Annotated in this window: 22 protein-coding genes and 1 pseudogene; all 23 read right to left on the bottom strand. The window is 37.5% G+C overall.

Annotated features, from left to right (window positions below):
- Positions 1 to 35: 35 nt before the first annotated feature.
- Positions 36 to 995, bottom strand: a complete 960-nt coding sequence (locus ACKVQX_RS01110; protein ID WP_068454702.1) for an ABC transporter permease — start codon at positions 993 to 995, stop codon at positions 36 to 38.
- A 1-nt stretch (position 996) separates the two neighbouring features.
- Positions 997 to 2064, bottom strand: a complete 1068-nt coding sequence (locus tag ACKVQX_RS01115) for an ABC transporter permease (protein WP_068454704.1) — start codon at positions 2062 to 2064, stop codon at positions 997 to 999.
- The gene (locus ACKVQX_RS01120) at positions 2064 to 3602 is read right to left on the bottom strand and encodes an ABC transporter ATP-binding protein (protein ID WP_068454708.1); all 1539 of its coding nucleotides are present in this window, start codon (positions 3600 to 3602) and stop codon (positions 2064 to 2066) included. Before ACKVQX_RS01120 ends, ACKVQX_RS01115 begins: the two co-directional genes overlap by 1 nt.
- A gap of 159 nt (positions 3603 to 3761) precedes the next feature.
- Positions 3762 to 4826 carry a BMP family protein gene (locus ACKVQX_RS01125; protein ID WP_068454711.1) on the bottom strand — a complete coding sequence of 355 codons (1065 nt, stop codon included), beginning with the start codon at positions 4824 to 4826 and terminating at the stop codon, positions 3762 to 3764.
- Between the two features lie 61 nt (positions 4827 to 4887).
- The gene (locus ACKVQX_RS01130) at positions 4888 to 5616 is read right to left on the bottom strand and encodes a GntR family transcriptional regulator (RefSeq protein ID WP_068454714.1); all 729 of its coding nucleotides are present in this window, start codon (positions 5614 to 5616) and stop codon (positions 4888 to 4890) included.
- A gap of 339 nt (positions 5617 to 5955) precedes the next feature.
- Complete coding sequence (locus ACKVQX_RS01135) at positions 5956 to 8316, bottom strand: DNA translocase FtsK (protein WP_068454717.1); 2361 nt, start codon at positions 8314 to 8316, stop codon at positions 5956 to 5958.
- Positions 8317 to 8399: 83 nt separating this feature from the next.
- The gene (locus ACKVQX_RS01140; RefSeq protein ID WP_068454720.1) at positions 8400 to 10067 is read right to left on the bottom strand and encodes a ribonuclease J; all 1668 of its coding nucleotides are present in this window, start codon (positions 10065 to 10067) and stop codon (positions 8400 to 8402) included.
- A gap of 195 nt (positions 10068 to 10262) precedes the next feature.
- Positions 10263 to 11159, bottom strand: a complete 897-nt coding sequence (gene dapA / locus ACKVQX_RS01145; protein WP_285216012.1) for a 4-hydroxy-tetrahydrodipicolinate synthase — start codon at positions 11157 to 11159, stop codon at positions 10263 to 10265.
- 30 nt (positions 11160 to 11189) lie between these two features.
- Positions 11190 to 12230: an aspartate-semialdehyde dehydrogenase gene (locus tag ACKVQX_RS01150; RefSeq protein ID WP_409135944.1), complete on the bottom strand. Its 1041-nt coding sequence runs from the start codon at positions 12228 to 12230 to the stop codon at positions 11190 to 11192.
- A gap of 220 nt (positions 12231 to 12450) precedes the next feature.
- Entirely contained in the window at positions 12451 to 13674 is a 1224-nt protein-coding gene (locus tag ACKVQX_RS01155; protein WP_338838711.1) for a pitrilysin family protein, read from the bottom strand.
- 105 nt (positions 13675 to 13779) lie between these two features.
- Positions 13780 to 15900, bottom strand: coding sequence for a polyribonucleotide nucleotidyltransferase (gene pnp, locus ACKVQX_RS01160; RefSeq protein WP_087680151.1), 2121 nt, complete (start codon positions 15898 to 15900; stop codon positions 13780 to 13782).
- A 201-nt stretch (positions 15901 to 16101) separates the two neighbouring features.
- Positions 16102 to 16371 carry a 30S ribosomal protein S15 gene (gene rpsO / locus ACKVQX_RS01165; RefSeq protein ID WP_087680152.1) on the bottom strand — a complete coding sequence of 90 codons (270 nt, stop codon included), beginning with the start codon at positions 16369 to 16371 and terminating at the stop codon, positions 16102 to 16104.
- 171 nt (positions 16372 to 16542) lie between these two features.
- A complete protein-coding gene (ribF, locus tag ACKVQX_RS01170; protein ID WP_068454737.1) occupies positions 16543 to 17493 on the bottom strand; it encodes a riboflavin biosynthesis protein RibF in 951 nt (316 codons plus the stop codon).
- A gap of 11 nt (positions 17494 to 17504) precedes the next feature.
- Positions 17505 to 18416: a tRNA pseudouridine(55) synthase TruB gene (gene truB / locus ACKVQX_RS01175; protein ID WP_068454740.1), complete on the bottom strand. Its 912-nt coding sequence runs from the start codon at positions 18414 to 18416 to the stop codon at positions 17505 to 17507.
- Between the two features lie 68 nt (positions 18417 to 18484).
- Positions 18485 to 18832 carry a 30S ribosome-binding factor RbfA gene (rbfA, locus tag ACKVQX_RS01180; RefSeq protein ID WP_068454743.1) on the bottom strand — a complete coding sequence of 116 codons (348 nt, stop codon included), beginning with the start codon at positions 18830 to 18832 and terminating at the stop codon, positions 18485 to 18487.
- An 18-nt stretch (positions 18833 to 18850) separates the two neighbouring features.
- Complete coding sequence (locus ACKVQX_RS01185) at positions 18851 to 19129, bottom strand: DUF503 domain-containing protein (RefSeq protein ID WP_068454745.1); 279 nt, start codon at positions 19127 to 19129, stop codon at positions 18851 to 18853.
- Positions 19129 to 21102 (bottom strand): translation initiation factor IF-2, encoded by a 1974-nt coding sequence (gene infB, locus ACKVQX_RS01190; RefSeq protein WP_068454748.1) that lies wholly within the window; start codon positions 21100 to 21102, stop codon positions 19129 to 19131. The genes ACKVQX_RS01185 and infB overlap by 1 nt, the downstream gene beginning before the upstream one ends.
- A 182-nt stretch (positions 21103 to 21284) precedes the next feature.
- Entirely contained in the window at positions 21285 to 21605 is a 321-nt protein-coding gene (locus tag ACKVQX_RS01195; RefSeq protein ID WP_068454751.1) for a YlxQ family RNA-binding protein, read from the bottom strand.
- A gap of 1 nt (position 21606) precedes the next feature.
- On the bottom strand, positions 21607 to 21879 hold the full coding sequence (gene rnpM / locus ACKVQX_RS01200; RefSeq protein WP_068454754.1) for an RNase P modulator RnpM: 273 nt from the start codon (positions 21877 to 21879) through the stop codon (positions 21607 to 21609).
- Between the two features lie 18 nt (positions 21880 to 21897).
- Complete coding sequence (gene nusA, locus ACKVQX_RS01205) at positions 21898 to 23025, bottom strand: transcription termination factor NusA (protein WP_068454757.1); 1128 nt, start codon at positions 23023 to 23025, stop codon at positions 21898 to 21900.
- Between the two features lie 18 nt (positions 23026 to 23043).
- Positions 23044 to 23526, bottom strand: coding sequence for a ribosome maturation factor RimP (gene rimP, locus ACKVQX_RS01210; RefSeq protein WP_068454760.1), 483 nt, complete (start codon positions 23524 to 23526; stop codon positions 23044 to 23046).
- 137 nt (positions 23527 to 23663) lie between these two features.
- Positions 23664 to 24179: pseudogene (locus tag ACKVQX_RS01215) on the bottom strand (hypothetical protein); the annotation flags it as partial.
- A 112-nt stretch (positions 24180 to 24291) separates the two neighbouring features.
- The gene (gene ltrA / locus ACKVQX_RS01220) at positions 24292 to 26226 is read right to left on the bottom strand and encodes a group II intron reverse transcriptase/maturase (RefSeq protein ID WP_409135945.1); all 1935 of its coding nucleotides are present in this window, start codon (positions 26224 to 26226) and stop codon (positions 24292 to 24294) included.
- Positions 26227 to 26285: the final 59 nt, after the last annotated feature.

Here is a 26285-nt window from a genome sequence, read left to right on the forward strand (position 1 = left end):
CGTTACGCTTCATAGAATAATTAGTCATTCAACTATTATCTTTTACCTTTAATGTAAGGCTTACCTGATGCTTTTGGTGCTGTCGCTTTTCCAACGAATCCAGCTAAAGCTAAGATTGTTAATACGTATGGAAGGATGAATAATACTACTTCTGGTACATCTCTTACATATGGAATCGACGTTCCAACAATACTTAGTGATTGCGCTAAACCGAAGAATAGAGCTGCTCCTAATGCACCTAGTGGATGCCACTTACCAAAGATCATCGCTGCAATCGCGATGAAACCTTGACCACTAATAGTGTTAGCTGCAAAGTTACCAGTGATTGCTTGTGCATAAATCGCACCGCCAATACCACCTAATGCGCCTGAAATCATAACCGCATAGTAACGAATACGTGTTACTTTAACACCCATTGTATCTGCTGCCATTGGATGTTCACCTACAGAACGAATACGTAAACCAAATGGTGTTTTAAATAGAACAAACCATGCTAGAATCGCTACGACGATTGCTAAAATCGATGTACCATATACGTCTGTAAAGAACATCTTCCCTAAAACAGGGATATCGCTTAATACTGGGATATCAAAACGTGAAAAACGTTGACTAATCGAATCTGTTTGACCTTTTTCATAAATTAATTTTGTTGAAAACACTGCAACTGCTAAAGCTAGCATATTCAGCGCTACCCCAGATACGGTCTGGTCAGCTCGAAGTGATACAGCTGCGACTGCTAAAATTAATGAGAAAAGTAAACCAACAACCATTGCTACAAGTAGACCTACCCACGGGGTCCACGTACCTAGTTGATCTGCAAAACTTAAGTTGAACACAATACTGATAAATGCTCCGATTACCATAATACCTTCAAGACCGATATTTACAACACCAGAACGCTCAGTGAATACGCCACCGATTGCTGTGATAATTAATGGAGAAGCATATAGAATCGCAGAAGGAATAATGAACTCCAACACATCTAAAAAGCTCATATTATTTCTCCTCCTTTACAGTCTTCTTAGCAGCTTTATTTTTTGCAATTTTAGATAAAGCTAATTGGATGATGTAGCCTGAAGCTACGAAGAAAATAATTAATGCAATAACAATTGTTACGATTTCGTCTGGGATACCTGCTGCACTTGGCATGTTTGTACCACCATTTTTCAAACCACCGAATAAGATTGCGCCAAGCAATACACCGAATGGTTGGTTTGCACCTAATAATGCAACCGCGATCCCGTCAAATCCAATTCCTGTGAAGGCTGTCATACGTGAGATATTTCCGAATGTACCTAGCGCTTCCATCGCTCCACCTAAACCAGCAAAGGCACCTGAGATAACCATTGCCATGATGATATTACGACTTACATTCATACCTGCATATTCAGAAGCATTCTTGTTGAATCCAACTGCTTTTAATTCGTAACCTGTCTTTGTTTTTTCTAGAATGAACCACATAATAATAACGGCTAAAATTGCGACAATGAAGCCCCAGTGTAAACGTGAATATTGTGTAATACTTGATAAAAATTCAGAAGAAATACGAGCTGAATCATGAATATCTGGCGTCTTTTCGCCACCATTTGACATTGCACTAATCGCCGCATTGACTACATGAAGTGCGATGTAGTTCATCATAATTGTTACGATTACTTCATGCACTTGTAATTTTGCTTTTAATAGACCTGGAATGAATGCCCATAAACCACCTGCTACTGCTGCTGCTAAGATAGCCACAACTGCATGTAAACCTGTTGGTAAGTTGAATGCATACCCTACATATGCTGCTGCTAACCAACCCATGATTAATTGACCTTCAACACCGATGTTGAACATACCTGTACGGAATGCAAATGCAACCGCTAAACCGGCAAATACATATGGGATGATTGTACGAACAGTTTCACCCATGTTATATGTGTCACCAAAAATACCTTCCCATAATGCTAGGTAACCGTCGACTGGGTTAAAGCCTGTAGAAGCCATAACGATTGCCCCAACGATTAAACCTAAAATAATCGAGATAATTGGAATCATAATCGCAGTAAAACGACTAGACATTATTCGTCACCTACCTTATCTTGCTCAGCATGTAGTGACTGACCAGCCATTAATAAACCAAGCTTTTGTTCTGTTGTTTCTTGTGGTTTTACTGTATCGATGATTGAACCATCATGAATAACTGCAATGCTATCCGATACGTTCATAACCTCATCTAATTCAAATGAAATAAGTAATACTGCTTTTCCTTTATCACGTTGTTCAATTAAACGTCTGTGAATAAATTCAATCGCACCTACATCTAGACCACGCGTTGGTAGTGCCGCAATTAATAATTCTGGGTCACGATTTACTTCACGACCAATAATTGCTTTTTGTTGGTTACCACCAGATAACGCACGTGCTTCTGTTGAAGGACTTGGTGTACGCACATCATATTCTTCGATAATTGCTTTTGCTAACTTGTTTACTTCTTTGTAATCAATAATGCCGGCTTTCGAAATTGGCTTTTGATAGTATGTTTGTAATGCAATGTTATAGCTAATTGGATAATCAAGTACAAGACCATGTTTATGACGATCTTGTGGAATATGTCCAACACCCGTTTCAGTAATTTTACGCGGTTTTAAATTCGTTAAATCTTTTCCTTTTAAGGTAACTTTACCACTTGATACCTTGCGAAGACCGGTAATTGCTTCGATTAGCTCAGATTGACCATTTCCATCAATTCCGGCAATCCCCACAATTTCCCCAGCTCGAACGGATAAGTTTAAGTTTTTAACGCGCTCAATATTACGGTTATCAGTTACAGTTAAATTTTCCACTTGTAAAATCACTTCTTTTGGATGTGCAGGTGTTTTTTCAGTTTTGAAAACAACTTGTCGTCCAACCATCATCTCAGCTAATTGGTCTGGGTTCGTCTCAGCAGTTGTTACTGTTCCAATTCCCTTACCTTTACGAATAATCGTTACGCGATCTGATACTTCCATGATTTCTTTTAATTTATGTGTGATTAAGATAATTGACTTACCTTCAGCGATTAAACGCTTCATGATTTGAATCAACTCTTCAATCTCTTGTGGTGTAAGAGAAGCGGTTGGTTCATCAAAGATTAACATCTCAGCGCCACGATACAACGTTTTTAAAATCTCAACACGTTGTTGCATACCAACCGAAATATCTTCAATTTTTGCGTATGGATCAACATTCAATCCATATTGCTCCGATAGGGCTTTTACTTTTTTCGCAGCTTTGCGAATATTGATTAACCCCATCTTCGTAGGTTCACTACCTAAAATGATGTTTTCCGTCACCGTAAAATTTTCAACTAACATAAAGTGTTGGTGAACCATCCCGATGCCAAGTTCATTAGCTTTATTCGGGTCGGTAATTTGAACTTCTTTACCGTTTACTTTGATTTGGCCCGCTTCTGGTTGGTATAAACCAAAAAGTACGTTCATCAAAGTTGATTTACCTGCTCCATTCTCACCAAGTAAGGCATGGATCTCACCTTTTTGCAGTTGAAGGGTGATATCATCATTTGCAACGAAATCCCCAAACTGCTTGCGAATTCCCAGCATCTCAATCACATATTCCAATGTGCTCACTCCTTCAGGCTCTATATAGTAATAAATAAGTTAACAAAGGTTAAAAAATTAACACAACGAAAAATACAGAAAAGTATATTTTTCCCTCTATTAATTTTAATGTTAAAAACATCATGGAGGAGTATTCCTCCATGATGCAGTAATGCAAAATTATTTACCTGGTTTTTCAGGAACTGTGATTTCGCCTTTGATGATTTTTTCTTTATATTCGTCAATTTTCTTTTGTGTTTCTGCAGTGATTGCACCGTGAGAATCAGCTAAACCAACACCATCGTCTTTTAGACCGTAAGTGATTGTTTTACCGCCAGGGAATTTACCGTCTTTACCTAAGTTAGAAACGTCTTTTGCAGCGATATCAACACGTTTTAACACTGAAGTTAATACGATGTTTTTGTCGCCAACTTTACCTTCGTCGTATTGGTCACGGTCTACACCGATTGCCCATACGTCTGCATTAGGATCTTTTTTCTTACGTTCTTTTGCTTCAGTGAATAGACCTGTACCTGTACCACCAGCTGCGTGGAAGATAATATCTGCACCTGAATCATACATACGTTTTGCAATTGTTTGACCTTTTGCTGCATCACCGAATGAACCAGCGTATTGAACGTCAACTTTTACTTTCGGGTTAGCTGCTTTAACACCAGCTTCAAAACCAGCTTGGAAACCGTCGATTACTTCACTCTTAATACCGCCGATGAATCCAACTTTATCTGTTTTTGTTTGTAATGCTGCTGCAACACCTGCTAAGAATGAAGCTTCGTTTGCTTTAAACATAATTGATGCTACGTTATCTTGACCTTCAACAACTTCATCAATGATTGCAAATTTAGAATCTTTTTGTTGTTTTGCAACTTGTGATACTGAATCGTGTAGTTTATAACCTACAGCGAAAATTAAGTCGAAGTCACGACGAACTAATTTTTGAAGATTTGTAGTAAATTCTGAATCTTGGTTCGATTGTAGGTAGTCAATTCCACCGTCACCTTTTGTTAGGCCGTTTTCTTTACCGTACTCTTGGATACCATCCCAAGTAGATTGGTTGAATGACTTATCGTCAATACCGCCTGTATCAGTTACCATAGCAACTGTGAAGTTGTCTTTGTCCTCTTTTTTTGTATCGCCTTTTTTTGCATCATCTGAACCACAAGCAGCTAATAAAGTACTTGAAGCTAAAACAGCTGTTAATGCTAAACCTAAGTTACGCTTTTTCATTTTGGTGTCCTCCCAAAAAGTAATTAGTTGTATTTTCGATAGCAGGAACGAATAGTTGATGTTAAACGCGTTTTCGAACTACGTGGAAACTGAATTTATCAGCTCTAAAGTAGTTTTTAGAATACAGTACCACACGATCGTTATCATCGTAATGGAGCTGTGTTAATAAGAGCAGTGGAACGTCTTGTCCACTCTTGAGTATTGCAGATACTTCTGGATGTGCTCCGACTGGGTTAATATATGTTACCGCATAGGCTACATGAATTTCCCCTGTTTCTTCTAAAGCTGAAAAAATGGAAGAATCATGTCGGTTCTCAAAATCCCTAGGCATATGTTGACTAGGTACTTGATCTACACAGTAAACGACTGGCTCGTCATTTGCAGTACGAACACGTTTAATCGTTAATACATAATCACCTTCATCGCATTGAAAGCGTTTAATATCTTCTTCATTCGAAAGGGTCTTTGTTGAATTCAAATAAATGGTCCCTGGTTCCATTCCTGCATCTTGAATCATGGATGAAATACTTCTAAGTTGTTCAATGCCGGAAGTGAATACTGGCTTAGGATTGACGAACGTACCAACTCCGTGTCGACGAACAATGATATTTTCCTCTTCCAACAGTCTCAGTGCTTCACGGAGTGTTGCACGACTGACTCCAAGTGATTTTGAAAGCTCAAATTCAGATGGTAGTTTTTCATTCTCTTTAAAAACTCCATTTTCTATATCAGCCTTCAAGTGATCAATCACTTGTAGATACAAATGACGATGATCTGATTTTATAGACATTCAAATCACCACCAATTAGACATCAGACATCAGACGTAAAACATTCCTGCTAATCAGACATTACTATACCATTTTTAAAACATGAAATAAATAGATTTCAAAAAAATCTGTGTTAAAACAGTCGTTTTTTTCTTAAAACTGTCATGGTTTTACTATTTATTTGTCACAGATGTATATTTTTAGTTATTTATAATTCACTTTTTATACATCTATACTACTCACTCTCACTACGCGTTTCCTTGCTTAAAGTTCCGTTTATGCTCGAAAATACTTACTCGATTTTTTGATTTTTTATTTTCCTTAACCATACATCTCGCATATTACATACAAATATCTGTATTAATATCGATTTTGCAATACTTGTCTCGGCTTACTTTTTTCAGCTGGTCCAACGATGCCTCGCTCTTCCATTTGATCCATGATACGTGCTGCACGTGCATAACCTACTTTTAATTTACGTTGTAGGAATGAGACGCTTGCTGTATCTTGTTCAATAACTAAGTCCACCGCTTGTAAATAAAGCTCATCTAAATCTTCGTGATCCGTTGCTTCCTCTTCCTCACTTGGAATCATCTCTTCTTGATACTGTGCCTTTTGTTGACCGATTACATAATTCACGATTTCTTCTACTTCTTCATCCGATACGAAAGCACCTTGTACACGTACAGGCTTCGATTCACCTGCCGGTAAAAACAACATATCTCCTCGTCCAAGTAAGCGCTCAGCACCCCCCATATCTAAAATCGTTCTCGAATCAATCGCTGAAGATACAGCGAAAGCGATTCGCGATGGAATATTGGCTTTAATAACACCTGTGATGACATCTACAGAAGGTCTTTGTGTCGCAATGATTAAATGAATTCCTGCTGCACGTGCCATCTGTGCTAAACGTGTAATAGAATCTTCAACATCATTGGAAGCCACCATCATCAAATCTGCCAATTCATCTACAATAACAACAATGAAAGGTAGGTGTGGATGCTTTTCATCATTTTCTGCATTAAATCGATCCACATGATTATTATACCCTTCTATATTCCTTGTACCCGTATGTGAGAACAAATCATACCTACGTTCCATTTCTGACACAACTTTTTTTAATGCTTGTGAAGCTTTTCGTGCATCTGTTACAACAGGTGCAAGTAAATGAGGAATACCATTATACACATTCAGTTCCACCATTTTTGGATCAATCATCATTAATTTAACCTCATGTGGTTTTGCACGCATTAGAATACTAACAATAATCCCATTAATACAAACCGACTTACCACTACCTGTAGACCCTGCTACAAGTAAATGGGGCATCTTATTGAGTTGCGCAAGTTTCGCTTCACCTGAAATATCACGCCCTAAACCAATCAATAATTTGGCATCTGGTTGATTGTTTTCTTTTGCCTCTAATACTTCGCGTAAACCGACCATCGCCACTTCTTTATTCGGCACTTCAATTCCTACAGCAGATTTTCCTGGAATCGGTGCTTCAATTCGAATATCTTTTGCGGCAAGTGCTAAAGCCAAATCATCTTGTAAATTAACAATCTTACTGACTTTTACACCGCGATCTGGTAATACTTCATATTCTGTTACAGCAGGACCGAGATGTACTTCTGTTACAGTTGCTTTCACACCAAAAGACTGGAATGTTTGCTCTAGCTTCATCGCATTTTCTTGAATAACAGAGAATTCGCCACTTTGATCCGTTGGTTTCGGCATTTTTAGTAGTGTCATTTGAGGTAATTTATATTGTTTATTTTCAAGCTCTCCCTCTTCTTGTAGCACCACACCATCTGTTAATTCTTCTTCTACTAATTGCTCAGCTGTTGGTTCTTCCATAAGAGTCTCCTCTACGCGCTGCGTAAAAGCAGAGATTTTCGGTTCTTTTTTCGGTAAAGGTGGTTGTTCTTCTACTACTTCTTCTACAGCTTGCTCTTGCTCTCTTTCAGGCATTGGAATGATTGTAGTTTTTGTTTCTTTTTCTACTTTTTGATCTTGTAATTGTTTTTTGACAGCACGTCGATATTTTCTTGCTTCTCTTACTTCTTTGCGACGACTTACAATAGACTCTTTCCAAATAGGCCATTGCTGCATAAGATAGGGTACTAATGCACGTCCTGTAATCAGAATAAATGCGACAACACCGAGTAACCACGCCATAATTGTAGCACCCGTTGTATCAAATAAAACATGGCAAAATGCAAATAATAAACCACCTACCATGCCACCACCAAGCGATGCATCTAGTTCAAGTACACCTCTCTCACTTACTAATACACGCCATGTTTGAACTAGTACAGATTGTTTTTCAGACATACTCTCTTTAAATAAAGCAATTTGACTAAATAATGTTGCACTTGCTAATAAAATGGAAAATCCCCATACAAAACGATTTTTAAATTCTGGTAATGCGCGAATAATCATCATATATACAGCATATCCCGTCATTAGAAACGGAACCACCACATACCAATTACCAAATAAAAATTTCATGACCGCTTGTAGACTATCACCGACAATTCCTAATCTAAAAAAAGAAACAATTGCAATCGCAATAATGGCGAGTCCTATAATTTCATATATTAAAGGCGAAAGTACCTTCTTCTTTGCCGTCACTTTTCGTTTAGTAGGTGCCGCTTTCTTTCGCGTAGTTTGCCTTTTTGTCGTAGTTGGTTTTTTTGTTGTTTTTCTTGAAGTTGCCATGATTCCACCTCCTTTTCTCTATTATAAAACAAAAAAGGATTTCCTACCCGTATTGGTAAGGAAATCCTTTTATTCGTTGCTTCTTAGTATTCCATAATAATTGGGATAATCATTGGACGACGCTTCGTTTGTTGGAATAGATAACTATTCAACGTATCACGAATCTCTTGTTTGATTGCAGTCCATTCATATGAACCTTTACTTACATACTTCTCTACAACGCCACGAACTAATTTCGCAGACTCATCCATTAATTCTTCTGATTCACGTACATATACGAAACCACGAGATAAAATTTCTGGACCTGAAGCAATTTGTTTTGATTTTTTATTGATTGTCACAACGACAATAAAAATACCATCTTGACTTAATAGTTTACGGTCACGTAATACGATATTACCTACGTCACCGACACCAATACCATCAATTAGAACGTTACCTGCATTGACACGACCTGCCATACGCATTTTACCGTTCTTATATTCAACGATATCGCCTTTATCTGCGATGAAAATTTGTTTTTTATTCATACCTAATTCTTGTGCCAATTTCGAATGTGAAATTAACATGCGGTATTCACCTTGAATTGGAATGAAATATTTTGGTCGCATTAAGTTGATCATCATTTTTAAATCTTCTTGAGAACCATGACCTGATACATGTACTTTCTTATCAGCAGCCATTACTTTTACGCCCATTTTTGCTAATGTGTTCATTGTCTCAGAAATTTGCACTTCCATTGCTGGAGATGGAGTGAATGTAATTAAAACCGTATCTGATGGTTTTAAACGGATATCGCGGTGATGTTTACGGATAATTTTTTCTAAACCTTCTAGTGGTTCACCTTGATTTCCTGTAATAATTGCTACAATTTCTTGGTCTTCATAATCGTTCATCTTACTTACCGGGATTACGTATTCTGGGTCGATTGATAAATAACCTAAGCGCATTCCAACTTCAAATGTATTTTCTAAACTTCTACCAACAATCGCTACTTTTTTCTCAAGTGCTACTGCTTGGTCAAAGACTTGTTGAATACGAATAAAGTTTGAAGCATAACAAGCAACTAAAATACGTCCTTCTGCTTGATGGAATGTTTTTTCTAGTCTTTCTTTTACAACATTTTCAGAAATTGTATGACCAGGACGTTCTGCTTCTGTAGAATCTGACATCAAAATAAATACGCCTTCGTCTCCTAGTTGCGCCATTTTTGAAATATCTGGACGATACTTTCCTTGTGCAGATTGGTCGAATTTGAATTCACCTGTGTGTACAATTGCACCTTCTGATGTATGGAACACAATACCTAATGAATCTGGAATACTATGTGTTGTATTAAAGAATGTTACATAGGTTGTTTTAAAATTCATACGACTTTTATTTGTTACTTCAAAGAACTTCACTTGATGTGGAGCAGGCTTCTCTTTTAAATGTTCTTTTGCAAGAGCAATCGTCAATTTAGAGCCATAAACTGGTGCATTTACTTTATTTAATAAATAAGCAATTGAGCCAATCGCATCTTCATGACCATGCGTTAAGAAAATACCTTTCACACGTTCTTTGTTCTCTACTAAGAACGACATATCTGGAATAACATAATCGATTCCTAACATATCATCTTCTGGGAACATTAATCCACTATCTACGACAAATAGATCTTCGTCAATTTCTACGACGTACATCGCTTTGCCAATTTCACTAACGCCACCTAGTGGAATGACGCGTATAACTTCATTTTTAGTTTTAGCCACTTCTTTTCCTCCTAAAATAATCCCGTACAGCAACCACTTACATTCATTATAAGGCTTGAAACCGTTTTTCACAATTAAGAAATGACGGTTCCTTCTATTTTTATTTCAGAAAAAATCTAGACTCTATTTCTAAAAAATAAAAAACAAGCCGTTCATCTATGCGTTTCAGATGAACAGCTCATTATAATTATTGAATTAAGCAAATGTTTTTTGTGTTTGGAAATAGTGATCCCAAACTTGATCAAATGCTGCTTTTTCTTCATCTGTTAAACTAACGATTGGTAAACGAACATTTTCGTTACATAAACCTAGTTTCGATAATGCATATTTAACAGGCGCTGGACTTGGTTGTGCAAATAGAGCACGAATTAATGGTAATAATGCTTGGTGAATTTTTGCTGCTTCTGCATGGCGTCCCTCTTTGAATAAAGAAATCATACGCTGCATATCTTCCCCAACAACATGTGCTGCTACAGAAATAACGCCATGACCACCTGCTGCAAGAAGTGGTAATGTAATACCATCATCACCGCTATATACTGTGAAGTCATCATCTGTTAAAGAAAGAATTTCAGTCATTTGATCTAAATCACCACTTGCTTCTTTAATAATTTGGATGTTTGGAATTTTACTTAATTTTGCTACTGTATCTGGTTCGATATTAATTCCAGTACGTCCTGGAATATTATAAAGCATGACAGGAACTGAAACAGATTGCGCAATATCCTCAAAGTGAGCATAAATGCCACGTTGGTTCGGCTTATTATAGTAAGGTGCTACAAGCATAACCCCGTCTACCCCAGCAACTTCAGCTTTTTGTGCCATAATTTTTGAGTAGTATGTTTCGTTGTCACCTACACCCGCGATAACTGGTACACGTCCATTTACTTGATCGACTGTGTATTTTAATACATCTAATTTTTCTTCTGTCGAAAGTGTTGGTACTTCCCCTGTTGTACCTAATACAACAATTGTATCTGTACCTGTTTTAATTAAATGTTCAATCATGCCTGCTAAATGTTTATAGTCAACCATCCCGCCGTCTTTTGTAAATGGTGTTACCATTGCCGTCCCAATATTACCAATATTCATAAAAAATCCAACCCCTTTATTATTTTTATATTATAGTAGTCCGTCTTCTAACATGGCTTCCGCAATTTGAATTGAATTCAGTGCAGCACCTTTTAATAGGTTATCTGCTACAATCCATAGATGGAATCCGCAATCATTTGCTAAGTCTTTACGAATACGTCCAACAAATGTTGGATCTTCGCCTTCTGCAAATAACGGCATTGGATATTGTTGATTCGTGATATCATCTTGTACAACAACGCCTGGTGCATTTTCTAATGCTTTACGGAATTCTTCTACTGTTACACCCGCTTTATCTACTTCTACAAATACAGACTCAGAATGACCTGCTACAACTGGTACACGTACACATGTTGCTGCAACTGCTAATGCATCATCATGCATAATTTTCTTCGTTTCGTTAATCATTTTCATTTCTTCGTACGTAAAACCATTTTCTGTGAATACATCAATTTGTGGTAGTACATTACGTGCGATTGGGAAATGCTTCTTGTCGCTCTTTACAGGTAAAATATTGGCTTCTACATTTTTACCTTCGTCCCACGCAAGACTTTGCTGATGTAATTCTTCAATTGCACTGACACCTGAACCAGATACGGCTTGGTATGTAGATACAATAATATTTTTCAAACCAAATGCTTGACGAATTGGCTCTAGTGCGACAACCATTTGGATTGTTGAACAGTTTGGATTCGCAATGATTCCATTGTGTTCTTTTAAATCCGCGCGGTTCACTTCTGGTACAACAAGTGGTACTTCTGGGTCCATACGGAATGCACTTGTATTATCAATCACAACCGCACCACGTTTTGCAGCTTCTTTTGCTAATGCTTTTGAAACCGAACCTCCTGCACTAAATAACGCAACATCTACATCTTCAAAAGCTTCAGGTGTTGCTTCTTCAATTGTGTATGTTTGACCAGCAAAATCCAGTGTATTCCCTGCTGAGCGCTTTGATGCAAGTAATTTCAGCTTACCAACTGGAAACTTTCGCTTCGCAAGCTGCTCCATCATCTTTGTTCCTACTGCACCTGTAGCTCCTACAACAGCTACTGTTAATTGTTTAGCCATTCAAACATCTCTCCCTATTCCAATATATAATGGCGTAATTGTACCATACCCCAATTGAATTGTGTATAATAATTCAATTATTTAGTATATTAAATCTTTTTTCAACTTAAAAGGCTATTGAAATACCATTTTCTTTCTTTTTTTATTTTTAAGTGTTAAATGGTTTTTAAAATACAATCGATTCATATCCAAATAAAAAACTCCCAATAAGGGAGATTTTTTAAAATTCATTACTAATGATTGATTTCGCATGTGGTTGATTAAAAGTTGCTGCAATTTGAGCATTCACCTGCTCAACCGTTACATGGCTTAATAATTCTAGCGCTTCTTCAATTGTACGCTCACGACCATAAATAATTTCATTCTTCGCGTTGCGTGTCATGTAATCATACGATGTTTCAAGCCCTAACAATAAATCACTTTCCAACTGACGTTTCGCTGAAATTAATTCTTCTTCTGTAATACCTGTCTGTTTAAACTCTTCAATTACTTCAAAGATTGTTTTTTCCATTAGTTCACGCTGTTTCACCGATGTACCACCATAAATCATAAATGCACCTGTGTCTTGATAAGCTGCGTAATATGAATATACCGTATAAGCAAGCGCTTTTTCTTCACGTACTTTTTGGAATAAACGCGACGACATCGAATCACCAAAGATATTATTCATGACAAGGTACGGGATTGTTTGCTCATCTGTTACAGCAAGACCTGGGAAGCCAATGACAACATGTGCTTGCTCAACTTGGCTTTTCTTCGTTGTTTCTACTGCATGGAAAACAGGCTGATCGAATGTAATCACACCGCGTGATTCTTCATTTTCAAATTGGTTAAATAATGTTTGTAGTTTTGAAATGAGTGCATCATCAAAATTCCCCGCAACTGATAACACTACTTGATCTGGAGTATAGTGCGTACGAATAAAATCCTTTACTTGTTGTTGCGTAAACGATTGTAATGTTTTCTCTGTTCCTAGAATCGGTGCGCCAAGTGGATGTCCTTCAAACATCGCTGCCCACAAACGTTCATCTACATCATCATCTGGTGTATCTTCTGTCATTGCCATCTCCTCTGCAATCACTTGTTTTTCTTTTTCCATTTCTTCTGGATCAAATACAGAATGGAAAAACATATCCGCTAATATCGTCACAGCTTCTTCAATTTGTTGATCCATCGCGACAACGTAATAACATGTTTGATCTTTTGATGTAAAAGCATTTGTCTGGGCACCGATGCGATCAAAGTCTTCTGCAATTTGTTTAGCACTACGTGTTTTCGTTCCTTTAAATAGCATATGCTCAATAAAATGTGTTAAACCATTCTCTTCTGGTGTTTCATAACGCGAACCGACATTTACCCAAATACCAAAAGATACAGAACGAACGTAAGGCATTTTTTCTGCTACAATACGCAAACCATTTTTAGCTGTATATTTTTCTAACATTTTTTCACTCCTATTTTAAAAAAGAGGTATACCCTTTGCTTTTCAATTACGTTCGAAAAGCGACAAGGCATACCTCTTTCTGCATTCAACTCATTACATTAAAAATTAATCAGCTGCTTTTTCTTTTTCTTCTTGAACAACGACTTTACGAGAAAGGTTGACACGATTTTGACGGTCGATTTCGATACATTTTACAAATAGCTCGTCACCGATTTTTAATACGTCTTCAACATTTTTCGTGCGCTCATCTTGAATCTCAGAGATGTGTAATAAACCATCTTTACCTGGGAAGATTTCAAGGAAAGCACCGAATTTCTCGATACGTTTTACTTTACCTAAGTAGTACTCGCCTACTTTTGCTTCACGTACGATACTTTCGATCATATCTTGTGCACGTTGAATCATCTCTTCATCAACTGATGAGATAAAGATTGTACCATCTTGTTCCGTATCAATTTTTACGCCTGTTTCATCAATAATTTTATTGATTTGTTTACCACCAGGTCCAATAACATCACGGATTTTATCTGGTTTAATATGAATTGATTTAATTTTTGGTGCATATGCAGATAAGTGCTCACGTGGTTCAGCAATTGTTTGTAACATTGACTCAAGAATCACCATACGACCGTGTTTTGCTTGTGTTAATGCTTCTTCTAAAATTTCACGTGATAAACCGTCGATTTTAATATCCATTTGTAGTGCTGTTACACCTTTAGCTGTACCTGCTACTTTGAAGTCCATATCGCCTAAGTGGTCTTCCATACCTTGAATATCTGTTAAGATTGAGTAGTGTTCACCTTTTTTGATTAAGCCCATTGCAATACCTGCTACCGGTGCTTTTAAAGGTACACCTGCATCCATCATCGCAAGTGTTGAACCACAGATTGACGCTTGAGAAGTTGAACCATTTGATTCTAATACTTCAGATACACAACGGATTGTGTAAGGGAAGTCTGCTTCATCTGGAATAACTGCTAATAATGCACGTTCACCTAATGCACCGTGACCAATTTCACGACGACCTGGTCCACGCATTGGTCCTGTTTCACCAACAGAGAATTGTGGGAAGTTGTAGTGGTGCATGAAGCGCTTGTTTTCTTCTACACCTAAACCATCGATAATTTGTACATCACTTAATGAACCTAGTGTACAAATTGATAGTGCTTGTGTTTGACCACGTGTGAATAGACCCGAACCGTGTGTACGTGGTAATAAACCAACTTCAGATGATAGAGGACGAATTTCGTCTAATTTACGACCATCAGGACGTACCTTATCTTCTGTGATTAAACGACGTACTTCGTCTTTCACCATTTTATCTAAAATTTCATTTACTTGTTTTAATGTTGCATCACGATCTTCTGCGTCTGCTAATTTCTCTTCATATGCAGCTACTACAACTGATTTAACAGCTTCGATTGCTTCATCGCGTGCATGTTTTTCATGTGTTTGAATGGCTGCATTCATTTCTGTTTCGTGTGCAGCTTTAATTTCTTCATATAATTCTTCATTGATTGTTTGTAACTGTACTTCCATTTTTTCTTTACCACATTCAGCAGCAACTTGCTCTTGGAAGGCAATTACTTTTTTGATTTCTTCATGACCGAAAACAATCGCTTCTAACATTGTTTCTTCTGGTACTTCAAGTGCGCCAGCTTCAACCATGTTAATGGCATCTTTTGTACCTGCAACTGTTAAATCAATTGTTGAATTTTTTAATTGTTCCACTGTTGGGTTGACAATGAATTCACCATCGATCATACCGATTGTTACACCTGCGATTGGGCCATCAAATGGAATATCTGATACCATTAATGCAAGTGAAGAACCTAGCATTGCAGCCATTTCTGAACTACAATCTGGATCATTCGACATAACCATAGAGATTACTTGTACTTCATTACGGAAACCATCAGGGAATAGCGGACGGATTGGACGGTCGATTAAACGAGATGTTAAAACGGCTTTTTCTGAAGGACGACCTTCACGTTTAACGAATCCACCTGGAATTTTACCAGCAGCATACATTTTTTCTTCGTAGTTTACTGTTAATGGGAAGAAATCTGTTTGCTTTGGTTTTTTTGAAGCTGTTGCGTTACAAAGTACTGCTGTGTCACCGTAGCGTACCATAACTGCACCGTTTGCTTGTTTTGCTAATTGACCTACTTCTACAACTAATGGCTTACCTGCCCACTCATAGCTATATACCTTTTTTTCGTTCATTTATTGAACTCCTCTCTCAAAAACCGTATTGCCATTTATTTTATTTATGTAATCACTAGCTAGTTTATCAAAAATGTGTTTTCATTGCGAAACATTTCATACTTGATGAAGCAATTTTTCATATTTTGGGATTGGCGTGTGATTCTTTTTTTCTGTAACATAAAGAAAAAGCGGGACTAGCCCGCTTTTTCAAGTTGCATTTTATCGACGTAAGCCAAGTTTACCAATTAATTCACGGTAACGTTGAACATCGTTTTCACGAAGATATTTCAGTAAGTTACGACGACGACCTACCATTTTGAATAAACCGCGACGTGAATGGTGATCTTTTTTATGAGTACGTAAGTGCTCGTTTAAGTTGTTGATATCTTCAGTTAGTACAGCGATTTGTACTTCTGGAGATCCAGTATCACTTTCATGTGTACGGTATTCAGCGATGATTTCATTTTTACGTTCTTGTGTTAATGCCATCTTGAATACACCTCCCAAATTATAAAATATCCCCTGTTACTGAGTGATTCGTTGGAGAATCGAAATACCAAGTAAAGGTTCTGTGCTTTTATCAAGTCACTTATGAAATAGTAACATAAAGAAGGTCTCTACGCAACTAAAATCACAGTAAAATAAACGATTCTCTCTACCTTACTCCGCTTCTTTAAAGAAATCGATTGCGGCTTGTTTATCTTTTGTGAGTTGTGCAACAAGTGCTTCAATTCCATTGAATTTTTGCTCTGGACGTACCCAATCGTACCAATCAATCGCTACTGCTTCTCCGTAAATATTTTTATCAAAATCTACGATATGCACTTCGATTGTTAAGTTTTTCTCGTTTGGATTTTTAAATGTTGGTTTGTACCCAATATTACATACACCAACAAACCATTCTTGTTGTACACGCACCTTGACTACATAGACACCATTTGCTGGAATAAAACTACCTTCATCTGCTTGTACATTTGCCGTTGGGAATCCAATTGTGCGTCCACGTTTATCACCATGTACTACTACTCCCGGTGTACGATATGGTCTACCTAATAATGCATGAACCTCTTTTAGATTACCTTCTTTTAATAATGTACGAATACGAGTAGAGCTGATTTTCTCATCATCTTTTATTTGTTTTTCAACTACTTGCACGGTAATGTCCTCACCACATAGCGCGGGCATATCCGTCATCGTTCCACTACCTTTTCGTCCAAATGTATAATCAAAACCTGCTGTGACATGTTGTACACCTAAGTCTTTAATAAATAGTTGGACGAATTCCTCTGGTGATAATTGTGCAAAGTCAGATGTAAACCGAACGACGAATAACGTATCAACACCCGATTCTTCTAAAATCGCGATTTTTTGTTGTAGTGGTGTAATGTAAAATACTTTTTCTTTACTTTGACCAAGAACAATTGAAGGGTGAGGGTCAAATGTCATAACTGCTAATTTTGTCCCCGTTTCTTCCGCTTTTTCTTTCGCTTTATTAATCACCGCTTGATGCCCTCTATGTACGCCATCAAAAAATCCTAGCGCAAGTGAGTAAGGACCTGTTAATTGTTCTGAAGTAATTTGGTTTGGATATGATAATTGTACAACTTGCATGTCGTAACCTCCTAGTTTACTTTAGGAAACATCTTTTCGGGTTTCATTAATCCTGTTTTAGTTGGATGTACTACATAAATAGCTACAGCCTGATTATTTTCCACGTACACTATCTTATCAGATTCTTTTAGAGAAGGGTGTACTGGAAGCACTTGTCCATTCGAAATTTCTTTTCGATTTGCATCTGTAATCGCAATTTGTGGGTATTCTGTTAATGCGGTTTCAAGCGGGCGAATCACTTCATTCAATGTTCCTTGTTCTTTCATCTCTTGTAATTCACCAAGTGTTTTACATTCATCCTGTGTATAACTCCCTGACATCGTACGTACAAGTTGTTTCATATGAGCTGGGTAGCCAAGGATCTCACCGATTTGAACTGAAAGCGTACGAATGTAAGTTCCTTTTCCACAAGCAATTCGAATAGAAAATGCTACTTCTTCACCTTCATATACTTCTTGCGGCTCAAGTAATGTTAATTCTTTGATTTCGACAAGTCGTGTCGGACGTTCCACTGTTTGACCAGCACGTGCATACTCATATAGTTTACGACCATTTACTTTAACAGCAGAGTACATTGGCGGTGTTTGTTCAATTGTACCTGTTAGTGAGTGCAAAGCTTGTTCAATTGCTTCACGTGTAATCACTTTATGCGTGTGATCTTGTGCAACGACTTCACCTTCTGCATCTTCTGTCGTTGTTGCAGTTCCAATCGATACAACCGCTTCATATACTTTTCCTGCGTCTGTAATATATTCTGCTAAACGTGTTGCATTGCCTACACAAATCGGTAGCACACCTTCTACTGCTGGATCAAGTGTACCTGTATGCCCTACTTTTTTCGTGCCTAAAATTTTTCTTAATTTAAATACACAGTCATGAGATGTCATGCCTGCTTCTTTCCATAATGGTAAAATCCCGTGCATTTATATACCTCCATTTACATAAAAAAGAGAGGCTGATCCAATAAAGGACAGCCTCTTTTTTACGATTGTTATCTATCAGATTCGTGCAGTTTGCGTAACAAATCGTCAATATGATTACCGTACTCAATTGAGGCATCAAATTCGAAAAATAGTTCAGGAGCAATGCGTAAACGGATACGCTTGCTAATTTCAGAGCGAATAAAGCCTTTTGCTTTTTCGAGCCCTTTTAATGTTTCCTGTTTTTCTCGTTCTGTACCTAAACTAGTAATATAAATTGTCGCTTGTTGTAAATCGCCTGTTACTTCTACATCTGTAACTGTAACAAATCCTACACGAGGGTCTTTTAGCTTACGACCAATAATATCGCCAAGCTCTTTTTTAATTTGCTCAGCTACTCGATTTGAACGTAATGACATAATCGATTCACCTCAGTTTCATAAATATTCTCGATATAAATCAAGAAGTTCCCACTCAGGATTCGACTCTAAATGTGCAATGGCGTGATCCATTTCCCGATCAGCAGCTTGCTTATTCGAGGAAACGGTCACGATTGCTAAGCGTGTTCTTTGCCAAACATTTTGATGATCAATCTCTGAGATAGCTATATTATAACGCTGTTTGGTCCGGACTTTCATCTTTTCTAACACAGCTCTTTTTTCTTTTAATGAATGTGCGGCTGGAATCATAAATTCACACTCCACATAAACAATCATTAGCGTTTAATTTCTTCCATTACGTATGCTTCAATTACATCGCCCACTTTAATATCGTTAAAGTTTGCAATTGTGAAACCACATTCGTAACCTTTTGCTACTTCTTTTGCATCGTCTTTGAATCGTTTTAATGAAGATAATTCACCTTCGAAAATAACGATACCTTCACGAATAACACGTACACCTGCGTCACGTACTAACTTACCGTCTGTAACGTAACCACCTGCAATTGTACCCACTTTTGATACTTTGAATGTTTCACGTACTTCTGCATTACCCACAACTTTTTCTTCGTATTCTGGGTCAAGCATCCCTTTCATCGCCGCTTCAATCTCTTCGATTACTTTGTAGATGATACGGTGTTGGCGAATATCAACGCCTTCTTGTTCTGCTGCACGTTTTGCATTTGTATCTGGACGTACGTTGAAACCAATTACGATTGCATTTGATGCTGCTGCTAATGAAATATCAGACTCTGTAATCGCACCTGCGCCTGTGTGAATAATTTTCACGTTAACGCCTTCTACTTCAATTTTCATTAATGAAGCAGCCATCGCTTCTACTGTACCTTGTACGTCAGCTTTTACGATTAAGTTTAATTCTTTCATATCGCCTTGCTTCATTTGTTCGAATAGGTTATCTAATGTTACACGTTGACCTTCGCCACGTTGTTCTTGGATTGCTGTCATTTCACGTGCTTCTGCTACTTGACGTGCAGATTTCTCGTCATCGAATACAACGAAACGATCGCCAGCTTGTGGCACATCACTTAAACCTGTGATTTCAACTGGTGTTGATGGACCTGCTTCTTTTACACGACGACCATGGTCATTAATCATCGCACGTACACGACCGTGAGCATGACCTACAACGATTGGGTCACCTACTTTTAATGTACCATTCTGTACTAAAAGTGTTGCAACTGAACCGCGACCTTTATCAAGTTGTGCTTCAATTACAGTACCCATTGCATTACGTTTTGGATTCGCTTTTAATTCGCCTACTTCTGAAACTAATAAAATCATTTCAAGAAGTTGATCAATTCCTTCACCTTTTAGTGCAGAAATTGGTACGAAGATTGTTTCGCCACCCCAAGATTCTGCTACTAAACCATGTTCCATTAATTCTTGCATAACACGATCTGGGTTCGCTGAAGGTTTATCCATTTTGTTTACTGCAACGATAATTGGAACCTCTGCAGCTTTCGCATGGTTGATTGCTTCAACTGTTTGTGGCATAACACCATCATCAGCTGCTACAACTAGAATTGTTAAATCAGTAACTTTCGCACCACGTGCACGCATTGTTGTGAATGCAGCATGTCCTGGTGTATCAAGGAATGTGATTTTTTTGCCTTCTACTTCTACTTGGTAAGCACCGATATGTTGTGTGATACCACCTGCTTCACCTGCAGTTACTTTTGTGTTACGAATTGAGTCTAGTAATGTTGTTTTACCGTGGTCAACGTGACCCATAATTGTTACAACTGGAGGACGCTCTACTGCTTCAGCATCTTCTACTACTTCTTCATCTTCGAAATATGTTTCTAAATCAGTACGGTCAATACGAATTTCTTCTTCTACTTCTACACCGTAGTCTGTAGCGATTAATTCGATTGTATCTTTATCTAATTCTTGGTTAATTGTTGCCATTACACCAAGTAAGAATAATTTTTTAACGATTTCTGAAGGCTCGCGACCTAGCTCTTTCGCTAACTCTCCTACAGTTAATGATTCATAAAACGTGATTTTTTCTGGTAATGCTTTTGGTGCTACAGGTTGTGGAGCTGGACGGTTTTTACGACGTTGACCTCCGTTAATTCCTGGACGACGACGTTGTTGTGGACGACCACCTGCTTGTCCTCCGCGGTTTTGTCCGCCACGATTTTGTTGTCCGCCACGACCTGCGTTATTGCCGCCTGAAGACGGGCGTGAAGTATTTGTTTTATTATTATTAGATGAGTTATTTGTCATAGTACATCCTTATTCATATGAAATTTTTGAGTGTTCGCTATTAATTTCTTACATCGTCATCGAACTAATAGCAGGACGAGTTCCTGGCTGTCCCTTGGCGCTCATTGATGACTTGGTGAAATAAGGACTTTCACACTTGGATCTTATTTGACAGCTTCTGTCTTGATTCCTCATGTACTGCATTATTGTGATTCAAGTTGTTGGAATAACTCCGACAGTTTTTTCGCAAAACCGCGGTCCATAATTGCTAAGGATACACGTGTTTCTCGACCTGTCGCATGACCTAGTACTTCACGTGTACTAAATTCATGCAATTCAACTTGAAATGAGTTACATTTATCGCGCAACTTTTTTTGCGTATTCTTTGAAGCATCTGTGGATAAAATCACAAGTTTAGCCGATTGTCCTCGAACTTCCTTCACCACTTGTTCTTCGCCTGATACTACTTGTCTTGCTCTCGCTGCAATTCCTAGTAAATTTAAAATGGCTTGTTCAGTTGTCATGTTATTTACCCTTTCGAATAACTGCTAGCAAATCATCATAGATATGTTCTGGAATTTCAACTTCTAATTGATTTTTCAAAACATTCTTCTTCTTTGCTGCTTCTACTGCAGCTTCTGATTTCGATACGTAAGCACCGCGACCAGACTTTTTACCAGTCTCGTCTACGGATACTTCGCCTTCTTTTGAACGTACAACACGTACCATGTCCTTTTTCGGTAACATGTCACCTGTTGCACAACATTTTCTTAATGGTACTTTTCGATTGACTGGCATCTTCTAAACACCTTTCAATTAATCTTCGTCGTGATATAAATCGATTTCTAGATCTTCTTCTACAGATGGCTCTTCTTTTACAACGATTGTTGCATTCGCTGGGTCATATAGGCCTTGCTCTGTTGCGTCTGTTTCAGATTTAATATCGATTTTCCAACCTGTTAATTTCGCTGCTAAACGTGCATTTTGACCGCGTTTACCAATTGCTAATGATAGTTGGTAATCTGGTACGACAACTAATGTTGATTTTTCTTCTTCATTTACTTGAACATCTAATACTTTTGATGGGCTAAGTGCGTTCGCTACGAATTCAACTGGATCTTCTGACCATTCTACAATGTCAATTTTCTCACCGTTTAATTCATTTACAATCGTTTGGACACGTGCACCTTTTGTACCAACACATGCACCAACTGGATCTACTTCATCGTTATGCGCGATAACAGAGATTTTTGAACGATCTCCTGCTTCACGTGCAATTGTTTTGATTTCAACTGTACCTTCAAAAATTTCTGGTACTTCTAATTCAAATAGACGGCGTAATAAACCTGGGTGTGTTCTTGAAACGAATACTTGAGGTCCTTTAGAAGAACGTTCTACTTTTGTAATGTACACTTTAATACGATCATGTGGCTCATATGATTCACCTGGAATTTGCTCGTTCGGTAATAATACCGCTTCGATTTTGCCAATTCCTACATAGATATTACGTGCATCAAGACGTTCTACAACACCGTTGATAATATCGTCTGCACGATCTACATACTCTTCATAAATTAAGCCACGTTCTGCTTCGCGGAAACGTTGTGTCATAATTTGTTTTGCTGTTGTTGCTGCAATACGTCCGAAGTCGCGTGGCACTTCCTCTGTTTCAACAATGTCACCAATCTCATACGCTGGGTTGATTTGGCGTGCATCTTCTAAAGACATTTCTAATAAATCATCTTCTGACTTTTCAACAACTTCTCTGCGTGAATACAGATGCATTGTTCCTTTATCAAGATTTAAGTCAACACGTACATTCGCTTCGTCATAGTTCTTCTTATATGCTGTAATTAATGCCGCTTCAATTGCATCTACGATAATTTCACGTGAGATTCCTTTTTCTTCAAGCGCTTTAAGAGCACCTACTAGTTCCTTGCCCATTTTTGTTTCACTCCTAGATTATTGTTCTTTAGAAAAATCAATTGCTAAGCGAGCTGTCGCAATTTTCTCTTTCGGAATTAATGCTTTTACTTTTCTTGTTTTGATTAACATGTCTAATGCGGCACCTTCATCTGTATAAGATGTTAAGTAACCTTCAAATACTTTTTTGCCATCAATTGCTTCGTATGTCTTGATGTGAACGTATTGGCCAATTGCTTGAATGTAATCAGCTTCCTTTTTTAAAGGGCGTTCTGCTCCTGGAGAAGATACTTCAAGGTAATAATTTTGTGAAATCGGATCTTTTTCATCTAACTTTTCGCTTAAACGCTCACTCACTTGTGCGCATTGATCGATATCAATATTGCCTTCAGGAGTATCAACATATACACGTAAAAACCAATCGCGCCCCTCTTTTACAAACTCAACCTCTACTAGCTCCAATGTAAGCTCCTCAACGATTGGCTTTACAAGTTCTTCGATTTCCGTAGTAATTTTGCTCATACAATCCTCCTGACTTTAGAGTTACTGATAAATACAAACAGAAAAGAGTGAGGAATCCCCACTCTTTTGCCGTCTGTTCTATCAACAAAGTAATTGTTTTTATTTTAGCATCAATTCACGATTTATGCAAGTAAACCCTAGAATAGCGATAATTGATTGGCATCTGGCATACCTTCTAAACAACCTAATTTATCCATATACTCAATCAATGTTTTCGATACGCGACCACGAATTTGTAAATCTTCTTTTGATAAAAATTCACCATCTTGTCTTGCGCGTACAATCGCTTCAGCTACGTTATTTCCCAAGCCTGGAATCGCATTGAATGGTGGAATTAAAGAATCCCCATCAATGACGAATTCTGTTGCTTTTGAGCGATATAAATCCACTTTTTGAATTGTTAAACCACGTTCTGTCATTTCTAAAGCAAGTTCTAAAACTGTTTGTAAAGAGCGCTCTTTAACCGATGCCTCTAATCCCTTGCTCTCAATTTCTTCAATACGTGCTTTGATTGTTTCAGAGCCATTCACCATCGCAAGTAAATCAAAATCAGAGGCACGAACTGTAAAGTACGCACAGTAGTAAACGATTGGGAAATGAACTTTGAAATAAGCAATACGCACCGCCATTAAGACATAGGCAGCCGCATGGGATAGTGATAGGTAAGTCCATCCTCGACCTTACTCGTTAGGACTTCATTTTCCCCCACTTCACACCGTACGTGAACCTTTCGATTCATACGGCGTTCCATCAAACGTTTATAAACTACTTCATCGCTATTTTATTTCTGAAGTTAAGAATTTTCTTTACTGAAGTTGTAGTATAACCTTTAGCAAATAATAAAGTTTCAGTTAATGAGGAATTATGCATGTCATTGTGACAAATATCATGTAATGAAGCTAAGTTGTTTACCCGATTAACAAGTTCAGTTGTTAAATTCGGATTAACATGATGTGTCTCAATTTCATGTGGAGCAATTTCTTTTCCACATATTCTACATTTCCCTTTATCTCGATTAAAAGCATATGCCCTATTTAGATAAAACTCAAAGTTATACAACCGTTTTTTCTTTTTCTTACTAGCCAATAATCTTCGTGTTGCCATGGCATCTGCACCGAATATAAAATCCATACGAAACTGTTTTGGTCTTTTTCTTAATCGTGTTAAATGACGTTTCCTACCTTCTTTAGTAAATGGTGTTTCCATTTGATTAAACAAAGTAGGTTGTTGAAACTTAATAAACGCTAAGTCTGTTATACCAATTACATGCTCTTTATATTTCAGTGCTGGTAAAGCTGTGGTATAGTTGCTATGCAGTTCTAATAAGTTTGTACAAAGGTTGGCACTTATCCAGTCAACCTTTTTGTTTTTCCCTTTAGCACTTTTTGCACCAAGCCTTCGCCTAATCGCTCTATAAGCCGCCCATCTCACTCGTTGATTATACTTTTTCATAGACTCAGAACCCCAAGTTGTCACTTGATAATAGTTTATAAGCCCCCGTATTTTTGAGTTGATGATGTTTACATCTGAAATAAGTGTTTCGGTATCTTTACATTTTTTCAGCATCTTAATGTCTTTTAGCAATTCGATCATTTTCTTATCGAATTTATCTTCAATCGGCTTTGTTCTAGAAATATAGCCTTTTTGTGCTTTTCCTCGGACTTGTCTATATTTATAACCTAAAAACTCAATAGCTTTTGAACGAACATTTGTAATTTTCGTCTTTGTTGTGGAAAGTGTAAGTTTCAGGGTTCCCCGCAAATACTTTTCGTATTTATATACAAGTTTTTCAGCATTCTCTTTACTGTTCGTTACAACTACCCAATCATCCGCATAACGAATGAGGTAACATGGAATTGGTTTAATTCTAGGTTTCCCAGACAATCCCCGCAGTATCAAACTTCGCTGTCCTGAACTGTATTTTTTTCTCAACTTTTTTCGTTCATACTCTCTTGTAACAAAGTTATCAAAAGGAGTTAAATATACATTTGCTAATAGTGGTGAAATAATACCACCCTGTGGAGTTCCTAAATCATTTTTTATAATCTCATCCATCACGCCTGATCGAAGCATTGCTTTTATCATCATTAAAATGCGTCTATCTTGAATGCCAAACGACCAAAGTATTTTAATCAATTTCGTATGATTGACTGTATCGAAAAATTTTGAAATATCGCCTTCAATAACCCAATGATAACCTGTTTTCTGTACGACATCTGTTACTCGACTGAGTGCATGTTCTGTACTTCTCCATTGTCTAAAACCATAAGAATGCTCGAAAAATTGAGCTTCACATATTGGTTCTAATACACTTCGAATGCACTCCTGAACTACTCTATCAGTGATAGTTGGAATTCCAAGTGGTCTTGTTTCTCCATTATCTATTAGGATGTGTACTCTTCTAACCATATTCGGTGTATATTGCTGAAACTGATTTTTAACTTCCTTTAAGACTTTTTTAAAGTCTTTATTTAGAATATCAGTACGCATCGTTTTTTCATTTACACCAGCAGTATTGCTACCTTTATTGCTCTTCAGTTTATGAATTGCAGTTAGAATCACAACGTCACATTGTGCTACTTCAAGCATACCTTTAAAAATTGGTTGTTTATTTTGAGATAGAGCTACTTTCGTTTCTTCATATAACCTATCTTTTAATTGTTGAAATTCTTCTTCTGATTTCGGTATGCTAAGTTTCAATGGTAGTCACCTCTACAATAAAATCGTATTAGTTACACTTACCAAGTAATTTATTCTCA

It is taken from the genome of Kurthia sp. ISK08, assembly GCF_046159805.1.
Classification (GTDB): Bacteria; Bacillota; Bacilli; order Bacillales_A; family Planococcaceae; genus Kurthia; species Kurthia gibsonii.

Excerpts from the sequence above, each read along its gene's own strand:
- ACKVQX_RS01185 (WP_068454745.1), bottom strand. The coding sequence starts at position 19,129 with ATGATTGTTTATGTGGAGTGTGAATTTATGATTCCAGCCGCACATTCA.
- ACKVQX_RS01130 (WP_068454714.1), bottom strand. The coding sequence starts at position 5,616 with ATGTCTATAAAATCAGATCATCGTCATTTGTATCTACAAGTGATTGAT.
- rnpM (WP_068454754.1), bottom strand. The coding sequence starts at position 21,879 with ATGCCAGTCAATCGAAAAGTACCATTAAGAAAATGTTGTGCAACAGGT.
- ACKVQX_RS01155 (WP_338838711.1), bottom strand. The coding sequence starts at position 13,674 with ATGTTAGAAAAATATACAGCTAAAAATGGTTTGCGTATTGTAGCAGAA.
- ACKVQX_RS01195 (WP_068454751.1), bottom strand. The coding sequence starts at position 21,605 with ATGACAACTGAACAAGCCATTTTAAATTTACTAGGAATTGCAGCGAGA.
- pnp (WP_087680151.1), bottom strand. The coding sequence starts at position 15,900 with ATGAACGAAAAAAAGGTATATAGCTATGAGTGGGCAGGTAAGCCATTA.
- rimP (WP_068454760.1), bottom strand. The coding sequence starts at position 23,526 with ATGAGCAAAATTACTACGGAAATCGAAGAACTTGTAAAGCCAATCGTT.
- ACKVQX_RS01150 (WP_409135944.1), bottom strand. The coding sequence starts at position 12,230 with ATGGCTAAACAATTAACAGTAGCTGTTGTAGGAGCTACAGGTGCAGTA.
- nusA (WP_068454757.1), bottom strand. The coding sequence starts at position 23,025 with ATGGGCAAGGAACTAGTAGGTGCTCTTAAAGCGCTTGAAGAAAAAGGA.
- rbfA (WP_068454743.1), bottom strand. The coding sequence starts at position 18,832 with ATGTCATTACGTTCAAATCGAGTAGCTGAGCAAATTAAAAAAGAGCTT.
- infB (WP_068454748.1), bottom strand. The coding sequence starts at position 21,102 with ATGACAAATAACTCATCTAATAATAATAAAACAAATACTTCACGCCCG.
- dapA (WP_285216012.1), bottom strand. The coding sequence starts at position 11,159 with ATGAATATTGGTAATATTGGGACGGCAATGGTAACACCATTTACAAAA.
- ACKVQX_RS01110 (WP_068454702.1), bottom strand. The coding sequence starts at position 995 with ATGAGCTTTTTAGATGTGTTGGAGTTCATTATTCCTTCTGCGATTCTA.
- ACKVQX_RS01125 (WP_068454711.1), bottom strand. The coding sequence starts at position 4,826 with ATGAAAAAGCGTAACTTAGGTTTAGCATTAACAGCTGTTTTAGCTTCA.
- ACKVQX_RS01135 (WP_068454717.1), bottom strand. The coding sequence starts at position 8,316 with ATGGCAACTTCAAGAAAAACAACAAAAAAACCAACTACGACAAAAAGG.
- rpsO (WP_087680152.1), bottom strand. The coding sequence starts at position 16,371 with ATGGCATTAACACAAGAACGTAAAAATGAAATCATCGCTGAATACCGT.
- ACKVQX_RS01115 (WP_068454704.1), bottom strand. The coding sequence starts at position 2,064 with ATGTCTAGTCGTTTTACTGCGATTATGATTCCAATTATCTCGATTATT.
- ribF (WP_068454737.1), bottom strand. The coding sequence starts at position 17,493 with ATGCAAGTTGTACAATTATCATATCCAAACCAAATTACTTCAGAACAA.
- truB (WP_068454740.1), bottom strand. The coding sequence starts at position 18,416 with ATGCACGGGATTTTACCATTATGGAAAGAAGCAGGCATGACATCTCAT.